The organism is Acinetobacter proteolyticus (genome assembly GCF_000367945.1).
Lineage (GTDB): Bacteria > Pseudomonadota > Gammaproteobacteria > Pseudomonadales > Moraxellaceae > Acinetobacter > Acinetobacter proteolyticus.
In genome coordinates this window covers 431,817-446,204 of sequence record NZ_KB849179.1, presented here as the reverse complement: position 1 = coordinate 446,204, position 14,388 = coordinate 431,817, and the positions used below count along the sequence as shown (strand labels likewise).

Genomic DNA, 14,388 nt, shown 5'->3' with positions numbered 1-14,388 from the left:
CAAAACTTGATGACTATGGAAAGATGACTTCTCAAACTCCCAAGAAAATAAAGAAAAAGGGTTGGCTCATTTTAGCAATCATTGCTGTGCTTTTAATTGCTGCAATCGGAATCTGGCGGACTGGAACTGCTCAAAAAACAACAGAGACTAAAAAGCAAAAAAGTACCGATGCAACTGCACAAAAAACAGCGCTGACCGTGACTGTGGTTTCGCCGCAACAGCAAAACTGGAAACAAACCTTTACTGCCAATGGCAACATTGCGGCATGGCAAGAAGTGGTGATTGGCAGCGAACTCTCAGGCCAACGTCTCACCCGTGTCAATGTCAATGTCGGTGATGAAGTACGTCGTGGTCAGGTCTTGGCTGAAATTAATAGCGAAACCATCCGTGCAGATCTCGCAGCAGCCAAAGCCAGTTATGCAGAAGCTCAAGCAGTACTGGCAGATGCGATTACCAACAATAAACGTATCCAGCAACTGAAAAATACAGGTGCAATTTCAGCACAAGAGTCTACTCAGTATCAAACCTCACAAGCGACAGCTCAAGCTCGTCTAGATGCAGCGAAAGCACAAATCGAAAGCAACCAATTACGCTTGGCGCAGACTCAAGTGGTTTCGCCTGACAATGGCGTGATTTCAGCTCGTACAGCAACAGTTGGTTCTCTTGCACAAACAGGACAAGAGCTGTTCCGCCTGATTCGAGACCATCGTCTAGAATGGCGTGCTGAAGTCACCACATCAGATTTGTACAAGCTTAAACAAGGGATGACAGCACATATCGTTTCACCAGACCCTGCGCAACCTGCTGTGACAGGTAAAGTTAGAATGATCGCACCTGTGATTGATCCACAAACCCGTTATGGCTTGGTCTATGTCGATATTCCAACCACACAAGCTGTACGGATGGGCATGTTCGTCAAAGGTGAATTTGATTTAGGCGAGAAACTTGCACTCACTGTTCCACAAACAGCACTTTTGTTACGTGACGGTTTCTCCTATGTCTTTATTGTGGGTGAAAACAATCGTGTTTCTCAGCAAAAAGTAACGCTTGGACGTCGTCTTGGAGATCGTGTTGAACTTTTAGATTTAGCTGCAAACGTGAAAGTAGTTTCCTCAGGTACGGGTTTCTTAGCAGATGGTGATCTGGTCACAATTGCCAAAGAAATTCCTGAAACACCACTGAGCAAACAGCTCGTGACCACACAGGAGAAATGATATGAATTTCTCCGCTTGGTCGATCCGTAATCCAATTCCCGGCATTCTGTTATTTATTATGCTGGGTTTGGCAGGATTGCTCTGTTTTAAATGGATGAAAATCCAGCAGTTCCCTGATATTGAACTACCCATGGTCACTGTCACAGCGGCACTACCAGGTGCTGCACCACCACAGCTTGAAACCGAAGTCGCACGTAAGATTGAAAACTCGATTGCAACTCTGCAAGGTTTGAGGAATCAGTACACCAACATTCAAGATGGTGTGGTGACCGTAACTGCGGAATTTCAACTGGAAAAACCATTACAAGAAGCAGTCGATGATGTGCGCAATGCGGTATCACAGGTTCGTTCTGATCTCCCTGCCGATCTGAGAGACCCGATTGTCAGTAAGATCAATCTTTCAGGTTCTCCAATCCTGACTTATACCATCCAATCGCCAAAAATGGATGAAGAAGCACTGTCATGGTTCGTGGACTATGATATTGCCCGCGCGATGTTACAGGTCAAAGGTGTTGGTGCGGTTGCTCGTGTTGGTGGTGTCACTCGCCAAGTTGAAGTCGAACTCGATCCCGAGAAACTGTTGGCGCTGAATGCAACTGCAACTGATATTACCCGTCAACTGCGATTGATTCAGCAAGACGCCTCAGGCGGTCAAACCAAAATCGGTGGCAGCGAACAATCCATCCGTACCATTGCGACAGTAAAAACGGCTGCTGAGATTGGTGCAATGGATATTGCGCTGAGTGATGGTCGACATATTCGTCTTGATCAAGTCGCCACCATTCGTGATGGTATGGCTGAACGGCGCTCTGCGGCCTTATTGAATGGTCAGCCTGTGATTGGCTTTGAAATCACGAGAAGTAAAGGCGCTAGTGAGGTTGATGTAGAAAAAGGGGTTGTGGTTGCATTAGATAAACTCAAGGCTGCACATCCCGATATCAAAATTACTGAAGCCTTTAACTTTGTAAAACCTGTTCAGGATAACTATGAAGGCTCGATGTCACTATTGTATGAAGGTGCAATATTAGCCATCTTGGTGGTGTGGTTGTTCTTACGTGACTGGCGTGCCACCATCATTGCTGCAACTGCCCTGCCATTATCGATTTTGCCTGCTTTAATTGGCATGTATTTTTTTGGTTTTACCCTCAATACGGTCACGCTATTGGCCATGTCCCTAGTGGTCGGTATTTTGGTCGATGATGCGATTGTCGAGATTGAAAATATCATCCGGCATTTGCGCATGGGTAAAACGCCCTATGAGGCGGCCATGGAAGCAGCCGATGAAATTGGTCTAGCCGTGATTGCCACCACGTTTACATTGATTGCCGTATTCTTACCTACTGCTTTTATGAGCGGTATTGCAGGTAAATTTTTCGTTCAGTTTGGTTGGACGGCGGCTCTTGCGATCTTTGCCTCACTGCTTGTTGCGCGTTTACTCACCCCAATGATGTCCGCCTATATCCTAAAACCGTGGATAGGCAAGGTCGAACCACAGGATGAATCTACAACCGCCCAAGCATTAAATGATCAAGGTAGTAGCAGTCTTGCCAAAGACCGCGCCAAAGATGGCAAAGTCATGCGTGGCTATATGCGTTTGGTGACATGGTGTCTCAATCATCGCTGGATCACTTTAGCTGGTGCAATTGCCTTCTTTATCTGTTCAGTCATGCTAATTCCATTGCTCCCTACAGGTTTTGTCCCACCACCCGATACAGGACAAACTCAGGTTCGTTTGGAACTCACTCCTGGTTCACAGTTTGCAGATACGCTTAAGACTGCCGAATATGCACGTACACTGATTAAAGATCACCCCGAGATTAAAAGCATCTATACCACCATTGGTGGTGGTGCTGCGGGAACAGATCCTTTTGCAGGTGGCGCATCAAGTGAACCGCGTAAAGCCACGCTCACGATTCAAACTACGGAACGTTCTGATCGCAGTGCTAGCCTACAAGATATTGAAGATCAACTACGCCAACGCCTTGCCCCACTTCCAGGTGCACGTATTCAAGTCGGTTTGGCTGGTAATAATAGCCAGTACCAACTGGCCTTATCAGGTGATGATCCAGAGGCCTTAATGGCAACTGCACGCAGCCTTGAACGCGAATTACGTACTATTCCAAATGTCGGTAGTATCACCTCCAGTGCGGCTTTGATTCGTCCAGAGTTGGTGATTCGTCCAGACTTTGCCAAAGCAGCGGATTTAGGCGTGACCACCTATGATATTGCAGAAACCTTACGCATCGCGACTGCGGGTGACTTCGATCAAAACTTGGCAAAACTCAATCTGTCTCAACGCCAAGTGCCTGTTGTGATTAAACTACCACTGGCTGCCCGTCAAGATCAGGAGCTCATGAAACGCTTGATGGTGAAAGGGAGTCGAGGTCCGGTGATGCTCGGTACTATTGCTGATGTCAATATCGAAAGTGGTCCTTCACAAATTGACCGCTTCAACCGTTTGCGTAATATCAACTTTAATATTGAATTGAATAATCAACCGTTGGGAGATATTGCTGCCAAAGTTGATCAACTACCAACCATGAAGAATTTACCACCTACGGTGAAACGCACCAATATTGGTGATGCTGAGGTGATGCAGGAACTGTTTGCTAGTTTTGGCCTAGCGATGTTGACGGGAGTACTGTGTATCTATGTGGTGCTAGTCTTGCTATTTAAAGATTTCTTACAGCCAATTACCATTCTGGTGGCTTTACCTTTATCTCTAGGCGGTGCATTTGTGATGCTGCTGTTAGCGAAAAGTAGTTTCTCAATGCCAAGTTTGATTGGTCTGATTATGCTGATGGGGATTGCCAGTAAGAACTCGATTCTATTGGTCGATTACGCCATCATTGCAAGGAATGAAAAACATTATTCTCGTTTCAATGCCCTCCTCGATGCCTGTCATAAGCGTGCACGTCCAATTATCATGACCACACTGGCCATGGGCGCTGGGATGTTACCAATTGCACTTGGGATTGGTACCGATCCAAGCTTCCGTGCACCAATGGCAATTTCAGTCATTGGTGGCTTGATTACCAGTACCTTCTTATCGTTATTGGTGATTCCTGTGGTATATACCTTTATCGATGATATCAATCGCAAGATACACAGCTTTAGAAAAACCGAAGTCCAAACGGTTAAACCCACTCAATAAGCTTGAATAAAAAGACGGTCAAATGACCGTCTTTTTATTCAATATATGATCAGTACCAGCATAAATAGCAGAAAACTGAATCCAGCTAAATAATATAAATGCCGCAGATGCCGATTTAACCATGACAGATAAATACTCGAACCGATCAATTGAACAATGGCGAGGTTCCAGATCAACACCAAACCCACCATCCAAAAACACAATAATGCATTTTGAACAAAGCTATATTGAGGATAAATCAAGATCACCAATACGCTATAAAACATCAGATTCTTCGGGTTGAATAAACTGGAAAACAGCCCGGATAGAAAAGCCTTCAAATAAGCATGTTTTTGCGGTTGATCAATGCGTTGTTCAGCAAGTTGATTAACTCTTTGTGCTGATTGAGCCAAACGGAAACATTGAAATGCCAGATAAGCGAAATAAACAACACCCAACCACTTCATGAGAATGAATAATTCGGTGTTCACCTGACCGATGATAAACAAACTCAAATAAATGCTGATCAATATGATGGCATTACCCAATGCAATACCTGCACAGGTAAATCTTGCAGCCCTTTTCTGACTCTGCATCAAGGTTTTTAAAATTAAAAAGAAATCTGCGCCGGGTGTCAGTAACGCAATAAAATGCGTGATCGCAATGCTCAGAAACAGCTCCATACCTACTCTCCAGATGAATCGGAGTCAGCTTAAAAAGCTATAGGGCTTAATTCTTGTATAAAATTGCGTGGGCTAAGATTTTTTATAATATTGCTTAGGCGTTATGCCGGTATGTTGCTTAAAAACGCGATGAAAATGGCTTTGATCAGTAAAATCCAGTTCGTATGCCAATTGCGCTAAATCACATCTTTTTCTCAGACGTTGACGGGCTTGATTCACCTTATCATTCAATTGATAGGCATGTGGGGTTAATCCAAAGCAATGTTTAAACAACCGAATTAATGCATAACGGCTAAGTTGCATCTTTTCGGAAAGATGCTGCAGTGACAATCCCTCAATATTACCCTCGAGACATTCAAGTAAATCAGGCAAATACTGCTGAAAATAACGAGAGGGTTCGATTTTTTCCCAGTTAAAATTGGGTAGTAAAATATGAGTCAAAACCTGAATTAAATCATGTTCTTTTTGCAAGAGTGAAATTTTCGGATCAAACAAAACGGCATTTAAGCCTGAAAATGCCTGATAAACACTCCACTGATTTATAATTTGGGGTTTTAATTTAGGTAAGTATGGCGTATCAAAATCAACTTTTAGATCAGTATAATGTTGAAGTTCCTCAATCAATACCGTCATCCATGCCGCGTCAAGATGCATCATCTGGTAACTCCACGCCTGATTTGGCAGCGGATTACAGGAATGTTCTACATACGCAGGAATAACTACTAGACAGCCCGCTTCAATCAATTGAATTGGAGCAAAAAAACTGGAAAAATGACTTTGTCCCGCATCGACTGCACCAATCGAAAATGTGGGGTGACTATGCGATTTATAGCAGATCCGACTTTGACATGCCCTACGCGTTTCGACATAGGGCATGTCTGGATCACTCCAGAATTCAACAGTTGAGTCCAAAAGAATTCAAACCTCAACCAAAAACGTTGTTCATTTATTTCTTCGCCAATGCTTTTTCGATATCAGCTTCCAAAGCTTCAGGCTTGGTGGTCGGCGCATAACGCTCCAAAACCTCACCATTACGGCCGACTAAGAACTTAGTGAAATTCCATTTGATATTACGGCTACCCAAAAGCCCCTTCGCTTCACGCGTTAAATAACGAAAAATCACATGTGCTTCTGGCCCTTTTACATCCACCTTGGCAAACATGGGAAAACTGACCCCATAATTGCGCTGGCAATATGCACCAATTTCTTTATTGGTTCCTGGATCTTGCCCTCCAAATTGATTGCAAGGAAAACCTAATACCTCAAGTCCCTGAGCGTTATATTTTTCATAAAGTTTTTCTAATCCAGCAAACTGGGGAGTAAAGCCACACTTGCTTGCAGTATTTACAATTAGCATGACCTTGCCTTTATAATCAGCGAGCGCTTTTGTTTCTCCCTCTAACAATTCAGCTTCAAACTGATAAATGTTACTCATGGATACGTTTCCTCGTCGTTCTTTTCTTCTGTTTTAAGTTGTAATGATGCCGAATTCACGCAATAACGCAGTCCTGTCGGCTGTGGACCATCCTCAAACACATGGCCCAAATGTGCATCGCAATCATGGCAGACAATTTCTGTTCTGACCATACCATGCGACAAATCTTCATGTTCTTCGATTGCAACACTGTCAATTGGTCGAAAAAAGCTCGGCCAACCGCAACCACTGTCATATTTTGTTTCTGAAGAAAATAATTCTGCACCACAACACCGACAGACATAAGTCCCGTGTTGTTTATTATTCCAATATTGTCCGGTGAATGCTGGTTCTGTGCCCTTTTGACGAGTGATGCGATATTCTTCAGGTGATAATTCTCTTTGCCATTCTCGGTCTGTTTTATTCACTTTTCCCATAACCTGCACCTTTTATTCTGATGTTAGAACTATCTTAATGATCAGGTTTTATATTTACGCCATTCAAAAAAAAAACTCTAGTCTCAGATCGTATAATTTAGTGAAATTTAAACACTTTAATTTTAAATAGCAAAAAGAAAGCAAATTAAAAATTCAAAGTAAGCAATTTTTAACAATATTGTCTTCTTCGTGAGCAAATTTAGTGTTATGCTGATTTCGCACGGTTGTATAGGACAAACAATGTCTCAGAAAAAAAGTGTGGTTTTTCAAAATCTATTACCAACCATCAGACAATACCAACAATCAGGTTTTACCCATGAAAAAATTGTTGAATTGCTGAGAGATCAACACGATCTGAATTTGGTAAGCGTTGAAACCTTTAAAAGTTATTTATACCGATATGCAAAAGTGAATCCAGCTATGTCAAAAAATACTGTTGTTCCTCAGTCTACCCCTTCAAGCCGAGAAATTAAAAAATCATCTAAGCTTGAGCATGTTTGTTACGACATCCGTGGACCAGTATTACGCGCCGCCAATGAAATGGAGGAGCAAGGACATAAGATCATCAAGCTGAATATCGGCAACCCTGCACCTTTTGGCTTTGAAGCACCTCAAGAAATTATTAATGATGTTGCATTAAACCTTCCGAATGCAATTGGCTATACCGATTCAAAAGGGATTTTCCCTGCACGTAAGGCCATCTGCCAGTATTACCAGCAGAAAGGTATCTTTGATATGCATGTCAATGATGTGTATGTCGGTAATGGTGTTTCTGAACTGATCGTGATGGCGATGCAAGGTCTGCTTGATGACGGCGATGAAATGCTAGTGCCTATGCCTGACTATCCACTATGGACAGCGGCAGTGAATCTTTCAGGGGGTACTGCAGTTCACTATAAATGTGATTCTGAAAACTATTGGTATCCCGACATTGCGGATATGGAAAGCAAAATCACACCAAATACCCGTGGTATTGTGATTATCAATCCGAACAACCCGACGGGTTCAGTCTATCCACGCCATGTGTTGGAGCAAATTGTTGCACTAGCGAAGAAACATGACTTGATTTTATTTGCCGATGAAATCTACGACAAAATCGTTTATGACGGGATTGAGCATGTGGCAGTTGCAGCTTTGGCTGGCGATCAACTGTGTATTTCATTCAATGGTTTGTCAAAAGCGTATCGCATTGCAGGTTATCGCGCGGGTTGGATGGCAATTACAGGCAACAAAGCACGTGCGGCAGATTATATTGAAGGTTTGGATATGTTGGCTTCAATGCGTCTATGTGCCAATCATCAAGCGCAATATGCGATTCAAACCGCTTTAGGCGGTTATCAGTCGATTAATGACTTGATTCGTCCAGGTGGGCGTTTATACGAACAGCGCAATATTGCGTGGGAAATGCTGAATGAAATCCCAGGTCTAAGTTGCGTAAAACCAGATGGCGCAATGTACTGCTTCCCTAAACTTGATCCAACAGTTTACCCAATTGAAGATGATGAAAAACTGATGTTGGATTTGCTAAAAGCAGAGAAAGTACTGTTGGTCCAAGGGACAGGTTTTAACTGGCCAACGCCAGATCATTTCCGCGTGGTGTTCTTGCCTGCTGAAAATGAACTTCGTGAAGCCATTAACCGTTTAGGCCGTTTCTTGGCAAAAATGCGTTAATTCATATTAGATATTAAAAATATCAAAATATGAGGTTTACCAACTTTATAGCTGTTAAACCTCATTTATTAATATCTATAATTTTCAAAAAACTAAAATCATATAGATTTCACACCACTTTTTATAATCCTTTGATTTTTTAAAATACATATAAATATTATCCAAGTTAATATCTTATTTGGACTCAATAAATTTCGGTTTTGTACAATTTGAATAATAAATTCTACAATCGGTAGCTCCTGCCTTACATTTATTCAGTGCTGTATTGAATGCAAAATCAATATCGCTGGCGCTCTCCATAATATTCTTTTGATTATTACCTGCTACAACCACTGCACATTCATCAAGGTAAGCAAACATCATACTGCCACAACTTCCTCCTTTTTGCCTACAATCTTCCCGAGCAATTTTTTTAGCATGTCTTAGTGAAGTAATTCCAGTAGAGTAGCCCAATATCCCTTTCTTGCGATCTTCTGCAATAGCTCCCCAAGTTTTCTTCCAATAACCTCTCGGCTGAGTCGTTAATGAATTTTGTTTCATTATTTCTTTACCCAATCGATAAGATTCTTCATCAATAGGCATACGAGGTTCATCCATATTACCTGTTGCTCCATTTACCCAATAGCAAAGAGGTGTTGGTGCAACACCTGCTCCTCCCGGATGCATGCCAGCCTGTACCTCATTAGGCCCAGGCCCTGCACCACAGACATGTGGAGTTTGAGCATAAATGATACCAGTACACCCAAATGAAAGAGATACTATAAAAAGATTAAAAACTTTACCTATCATCTGAATCTCCCCATCAACACACAGAGCTAAATTCCATTTATATTGTGCAAATTAAATCTTGATAGCATGCTTTAAATTAAGATTTAAAACTAATGTTCAACATTATAACAATATTAATTACCATTTTTTAAAATCAATATTAAATAAAAAGATTTCTTATTTCCAAAAATATTAGTAATCAACAATTTATCACACAAAAAATATTAACCACACTAAATCTCAAACTACAATTGACATAAAAAGAATAAAATAATGTCCTATTCAGATAAATGGTAAGATAAGAACTTTTACCGAAAAAATAAAAAACCATTCTAATTTTTAAATTAAAATGGTTTTATAAAAAATATTTATGATTTAGATTATTTTCAATCTTCAGTTGATTGATAAGTATCCCATAAATCTTCGTACTCTTTTGCTTTCTTTAAGTTTTTAGTCAAACCAAATCCACCTTTTTCATATAAACGAGATAAATCCAGCAACGCATCTATCTCATCTTGTGAAAAAGCCAACTCATAAAATTCTGCCGCTTTTTTATAATTCTTCGCGACGCCTTTGCCTTCTTCATACATATAAGCAATATTATTTGAACCTAAAGCTTCATCCGCTTTGGAAGCCAAAGTAAATAGACGCATCGCTTCTTTATAATCCTGCTTAATCACACTATTTCCTTCCAGATAGAAAATACCGAGATTATTCATCGCTCCAGGCTCATCTTGCTTAACAGCCAATTGATAATAATGCACTGCCTTATTCAGATCCTGGGCAACGCCTTTTTCTTCATCCCCCTCTTTGTAAAGATGACCAAGCTCAACTTGTGCCAGATCAAGACCAGCATCAGCTGATTTAGTCAACCATTCCAAGCCTTTCTTGGTATTGGCTTTAACACCGTCATCTCCATTCAGGTACATATAACCAAGATAATACTGCGCTCTTAACTGCCCTTTCTGCGCTGCTTGGGTATACCATTTTAAAGCGGTTGGGTTATCTTCCTCAGTGCCTTCACCATAGTTATACATATAGCCGACAGAGAAAATTGCATCTGCATTGCCCTTCGCCGCAGACTTCTTAAACCACTCCAATGCCTTACCAAAATCCTGTTCAACTTCAAGGCCATAATAATAAGCATCACCTAAATTATTCTGAGCAATCGCATCACCATTTTTAGCTTGTTGTACCAATTCTGGGCTATACGGCACATCGTCTGCATGGCTAATGCTAAATAAACTACTGGTTAATAATATTGAAAGTACGATATTTTTTAATTTCATTATTTGGCTCACATTGCTACATTTTTATGCGATTACATTCTAACGGGAAAACACTTTATGTAAACTAATTTTTATATTCACATTAAAATCAAAAACTAATTTTTAATATTTTATAAAAATAACAAAGCAAAAACACGGTTTGCCAAAATATTAGGCATGTCATTTTCCGTTTGCATGCTAAACTATGCGTTGCTTTGAAAAAGGATAGTCCTTCTATGCGGTTTGTTCATCTCGGTATCCACACAGAATTTTCGATCACAGAATCGATTGTTCGCATACCTGATTTGGTCAAGGCTGCCATAAAAGATGAGATGCCTGCATTAGCACTCACTGACTTATCCAACCTGCATGCTGCAGTCAAATTTTATGAGGCATGCTTAAAAAAAGGCATTAAACCTATATTAGGTAGCGTGATTCGACTCAACGATGCAGAACACCGTGCAACCTTATTGGCAATGAGTAGCAAAGGTTGGTTAAATCTGACTGAAATCGTGTCACGTGGCTTTATCGAGGGACAACAACTCAGTATCCCCTGTGTACAAAAAGAATGGGTACTTGAGCAATCGGATGATCTGATTGTTTTGCTTGGACAGCATAGCGATGTCGGTAAAATGCTCTGCTCTTCCAATCCACAAAAAGCTGAGCCCTTATTGGAAGCATGGATTGAGAAGTTTGGAAACCGTATCTATTTGGCCTTAACACGCACCGAGCGTACGGGCGAAGAGGATTTTATCCAACAAGCAGTAAAACTTGCTGCCAAATATCAAATTGGTGTAGTCGCACATAACGATGTCCACTTTGTTGAACAAGACGATTTTGAAGCCCATGAAGCACGAGTATGTATTGCTGATGGTTATGTCTTAGGTGATGATAAACGCCCCAAAAATTACAGTAATGAACAATATTTTAAAACGGGTAAGCAAATGTCTGAGCTGTTCTCAGACATTCCAAGCGCGATTGAAAATACTTATCAAATTGCAAAACGCTGTAATGTTGCCTTAAAACTCGGCACCTATTTCTTACCTGACTTCCCGATTCCTGATGGCTATACCATCGACACTTATTTCGAGCATTTATCTCGTACAGGCTTAGAAGAACGTTTAAACCATCTTTATCCGATTGAAGAACGTGATGAGGATTGGGCCGAAATTCGTAAACCTTATGATGAGCGGATTAAATACGAAGTCGATATTATCCTCAAGATGGGATTCCCCGGTTACTTCCTGATCGTCATGGACTTTATTCAATGGGCAAAAAACAATGGGGTGCCTGTCGGTCCAGGACGTGGTTCAGGTGCAGGTTCACTGGTCGCTTATAGTTTAAAAATTACCGACCTTGACCCTCTACGTTATGATCTACTATTTGAACGTTTCTTAAACCCAGAACGTGTTTCGATGCCCGACTTCGACGTCGATTTCTGTATTGCTGGTCGTGACCGTGTGATTGAATATGTGGCACAGAACTATGGCCGCCAAGCGGTATCACAGATCGCCACCTTCGGTACCATGGCGGCAAAAGGTGCGATTCGAGATGTGGCACGGGTCTTAGGTAAGTCTTATGGTCTTGCTGATCGTATTTCCAAAATGATTCCAACTAAACCGCTGGGTGTCGATTTGGTCACAGCGATTGACATGGAGCCTCAGCTTAAAGATATCGTCACCAACCCGTCGAACCCTGACAATGATGACGCGGCTGAAATCTGGGAAATGGCACTCAAACTCGAGGGAATTACCCGTAATACAGGGAAACATGCGGGTGGTGTGGTCATTGCACCAGGGAAAATTACGGATTATTCCGCAGTACTCTGTGATGCCGATGGTACCAACCGCGTTGCGCAATACGATAAAGATGATGTTGAAGCCGCTGGTCTGGTCAAGTTCGACTTCTTGGGCTTACGCAACTTAACCGTCATTGAAGATGCGATTCAAAATATTAACAAACGGATCAAATCTGAAATTCCACTGAATATCTCCAACGTCCCACTTGACGATAAAGATGCCTATTTAGTCTTTGCGGAAGCAAACACCACAGCGGTGTTTCAGTTTGAATCCGTCGGCATGAAAAAGATGTTGAAGGAAGCGAGACCAAGCAAGTTCGAAGAAATTATTGCCTTCGTTTCCTTGTATCGTCCCGGCCCGATGGATCTAATTCCAGACTTTATTCACCGTATGCATGGTGGTGAATTTGAATATCTGCATCCATTGCTTGAAGGCGTATTAGAACCAACATACGGAATTATGGTTTATCAGGAACAGGTGATGCAGGCTGCTCAATTCTGTGCCGGTTATACCCTTGGTGGTGCGGATTTACTTCGTCGTGCCATGGGTAAAAAGAAACCTGAAGAAATGGTCAAACAGCGCCAAATCTTTATTGAAGGTGCTGCTAAAAAAGATATTGATGAAGCAACTGCCAACCATATCTTCGACTATATGGAAAAGTTCGCTGGCTATGGTTTTAACAAATCCCATGCTGCTGCCTATGCCCTAGTTGCCTACCATACCGCTTGGTTAAAAGCACATTATCCTGCTGAGTTTATGGCGGCTGTTTTATCCTCGGAAATGCAGAATACCGACAGCATCGTCTTCTTGATTGATGACTGTCGTAATAACAAACTCGAAGTATTGCCACCTTCCGTGAATATGTCTTTGTATCATTTCCATGCCAGCGATGAAGCAACTATTGTGTATGGTCTAGGCGCAATCAAAGGTGTCGGTGAACAAGCGATGCAATCGGTGATCGATTCGCGTATCAATGAAGGCCCATATAAAGATTTATTTGACTTCTGCCATCGGATTGATCTGAAAAAAATCAATAAACGAACTTTAGAAGCCCTGATCCGTGCAGGTGCATTGGATTGTCTGGGGATTGAACGCTCTAGCCTGATGGCACAGTTACCTGAAGCAGTACAGGCGGCTGAACAAGCACGCAGTAACCGTGAAACAGGGATTATGGATTTGTTTGGTGAAGTTGAAGAAGTTCAGCGTAAACCCGCCAAGCCTGTCAAACCGTGGTCAGATGAAGTTCGCTTAAAAGGTGAAAAAGATACGCTTGGCTTGTACCTCACAGGCCATCCAATTGATGTATATCGTCCTGAATTAAAGTCGTTTATTCCTGCAAAACTGAATGAACTCACCCCAACCCGTCGAGGTGTCACTACTGTTTTTGCAGGTTTGGTTGTGGATATTGCAAACTTCCCGAATCGCATCATGATTACATTGGATGATGGTACGGCCCGTGTTGAGATCAGCTGCAATCATGAACGTTTCCAGCGCTATAAGGATATTGTTCGTCTAGAACAAGTTGTGGTGATTGAGGGTGAAATTTATGAGCGTGAAGGCTTTGACCGCCCAATGGCGCGTCTCAGCAAAGCGTTTAACTTAAATGAAATTCGCCAGAAGCGCGCACAAAGTATTCAGGTCCGCCTGCAGCAAGACCTCATGACCAAATCCCTAGCCAAAGATTTGCAAAACATTCTCTTGCCTTATTGTAATGTCGATATGTGCCAACATATTGGCTTACAAATCCTGCTTGAACAAAGCTTTGCCAATGCGGAACTCCATCTCGGCCCACAATGGAAAGTGGCTCCGATGGATGAACTGCTTGGTAAGCTCCGTGATTATTTTGGTAAAGAATCGATCTTCATCGAATACCAAGTGAAATCAAAAGCAGCCAAAGTCGCTGAAGCACCGAAAGTCGCGACAATTGCACCGCCACCGGACAATATGTCTATGGATGAAGCGCTTGATCTTTACCAAGCCGATGTCTCTCAATATTCTTAA

Annotated in this window: 10 protein-coding genes; 4 read left to right on the top strand and 6 right to left on the bottom strand. The window is 41.9% G+C overall.

All coding sequences use genetic code 11. The features are described from left to right. Positions 1 to 23: 23 nt before the first annotated feature. Both F993_RS14695 and F993_RS14700 read left to right on the top strand, forming a co-directional pair. On the top strand, positions 24 to 1,214 hold the full coding sequence (locus F993_RS14695; RefSeq protein WP_004653054.1) for an efflux RND transporter periplasmic adaptor subunit: 1,191 nt from the start codon (positions 24 to 26) through the stop codon (positions 1,212 to 1,214). A gap of 1 nt (position 1,215) precedes the next feature. Next, the gene (locus F993_RS14700) at positions 1,216 to 4,368 is read left to right on the top strand and encodes an efflux RND transporter permease subunit (RefSeq protein ID WP_004653052.1); all 3,153 of its coding nucleotides are present in this window, start codon (positions 1,216 to 1,218) and stop codon (positions 4,366 to 4,368) included. Between the two features lie 38 nt (positions 4,369 to 4,406). Here F993_RS14700 and F993_RS14705 read toward each other — a convergent pair whose 3' ends face one another. From F993_RS14705 to msrB, 4 genes are all read right to left on the bottom strand, one after another. Next, complete coding sequence (locus tag F993_RS14705; RefSeq protein ID WP_004653051.1) at positions 4,407 to 5,030, bottom strand: LysE family translocator; 624 nt, start codon at positions 5,028 to 5,030, stop codon at positions 4,407 to 4,409. Positions 5,031 to 5,102: 72 nt separating this feature from the next. Then, positions 5,103 to 5,948: an AraC family transcriptional regulator gene (locus F993_RS14710; protein WP_212749789.1), complete on the bottom strand. Its 846-nt coding sequence runs from the start codon at positions 5,946 to 5,948 to the stop codon at positions 5,103 to 5,105. A 28-nt stretch (positions 5,949 to 5,976) separates the two neighbouring features. Next, positions 5,977 to 6,465 (bottom strand): glutathione peroxidase, encoded by a 489-nt coding sequence (locus F993_RS14715; protein ID WP_004653049.1) that lies wholly within the window; start codon positions 6,463 to 6,465, stop codon positions 5,977 to 5,979. Further along, positions 6,462 to 6,881 carry a peptide-methionine (R)-S-oxide reductase MsrB gene (msrB, locus tag F993_RS14720; protein ID WP_004653048.1) on the bottom strand — a complete coding sequence of 140 codons (420 nt, stop codon included), beginning with the start codon at positions 6,879 to 6,881 and terminating at the stop codon, positions 6,462 to 6,464. The genes F993_RS14715 and msrB overlap by 4 nt, the downstream gene beginning before the upstream one ends. A gap of 240 nt (positions 6,882 to 7,121) precedes the next feature. Between msrB and F993_RS14725 the strand changes: the two genes are divergently transcribed. After that, positions 7,122 to 8,552 (top strand): pyridoxal phosphate-dependent aminotransferase, encoded by a 1,431-nt coding sequence (locus F993_RS14725; protein WP_004653047.1) that lies wholly within the window; start codon positions 7,122 to 7,124, stop codon positions 8,550 to 8,552. Positions 8,553 to 8,726: 174 nt separating this feature from the next. Here F993_RS14725 and F993_RS19850 read toward each other — a convergent pair whose 3' ends face one another. Beyond that, the gene (locus F993_RS19850; RefSeq protein ID WP_004653045.1) at positions 8,727 to 9,341 is read right to left on the bottom strand and encodes a DUF4189 domain-containing protein; all 615 of its coding nucleotides are present in this window, start codon (positions 9,339 to 9,341) and stop codon (positions 8,727 to 8,729) included. Positions 9,342 to 9,706: 365 nt separating this feature from the next. Then, positions 9,707 to 10,609: an SEL1-like repeat protein gene (locus tag F993_RS14730; protein ID WP_004653044.1), complete on the bottom strand. Its 903-nt coding sequence runs from the start codon at positions 10,607 to 10,609 to the stop codon at positions 9,707 to 9,709. A gap of 215 nt (positions 10,610 to 10,824) precedes the next feature. Between F993_RS14730 and dnaE the strand changes: the two genes are divergently transcribed. Next, positions 10,825 to 14,388 carry a DNA polymerase III subunit alpha gene (gene dnaE, locus F993_RS14735; protein WP_004653043.1) on the top strand — a complete coding sequence of 1,188 codons (3,564 nt, stop codon included), beginning with the start codon at positions 10,825 to 10,827 and terminating at the stop codon, positions 14,386 to 14,388.

Bases quoted from the DNA above. Each gene is read 5' to 3' on its own strand.
- F993_RS14730 (WP_004653044.1), bottom strand. From the start codon at position 10,609: ATGAAATTAAAAAATATCGTACTTTCAATATTATTAACCAGTAGTTTA.
- F993_RS19850 (WP_004653045.1), bottom strand. From the start codon at position 9,341: ATGATAGGTAAAGTTTTTAATCTTTTTATAGTATCTCTTTCATTTGGG.
- F993_RS14725 (WP_004653047.1), top strand. From the start codon at position 7,122: ATGTCTCAGAAAAAAAGTGTGGTTTTTCAAAATCTATTACCAACCATC.
- msrB (WP_004653048.1), bottom strand. From the start codon at position 6,881: ATGGGAAAAGTGAATAAAACAGACCGAGAATGGCAAAGAGAATTATCA.
- F993_RS14700 (WP_004653052.1), top strand. From the start codon at position 1,216: ATGAATTTCTCCGCTTGGTCGATCCGTAATCCAATTCCCGGCATTCTG.
- F993_RS14695 (WP_004653054.1), top strand. From the start codon at position 24: ATGACTTCTCAAACTCCCAAGAAAATAAAGAAAAAGGGTTGGCTCATT.
- F993_RS14705 (WP_004653051.1), bottom strand. From the start codon at position 5,030: ATGGAGCTGTTTCTGAGCATTGCGATCACGCATTTTATTGCGTTACTG.
- dnaE (WP_004653043.1), top strand. From the start codon at position 10,825: ATGCGGTTTGTTCATCTCGGTATCCACACAGAATTTTCGATCACAGAA.
- F993_RS14715 (WP_004653049.1), bottom strand. From the start codon at position 6,465: ATGAGTAACATTTATCAGTTTGAAGCTGAATTGTTAGAGGGAGAAACA.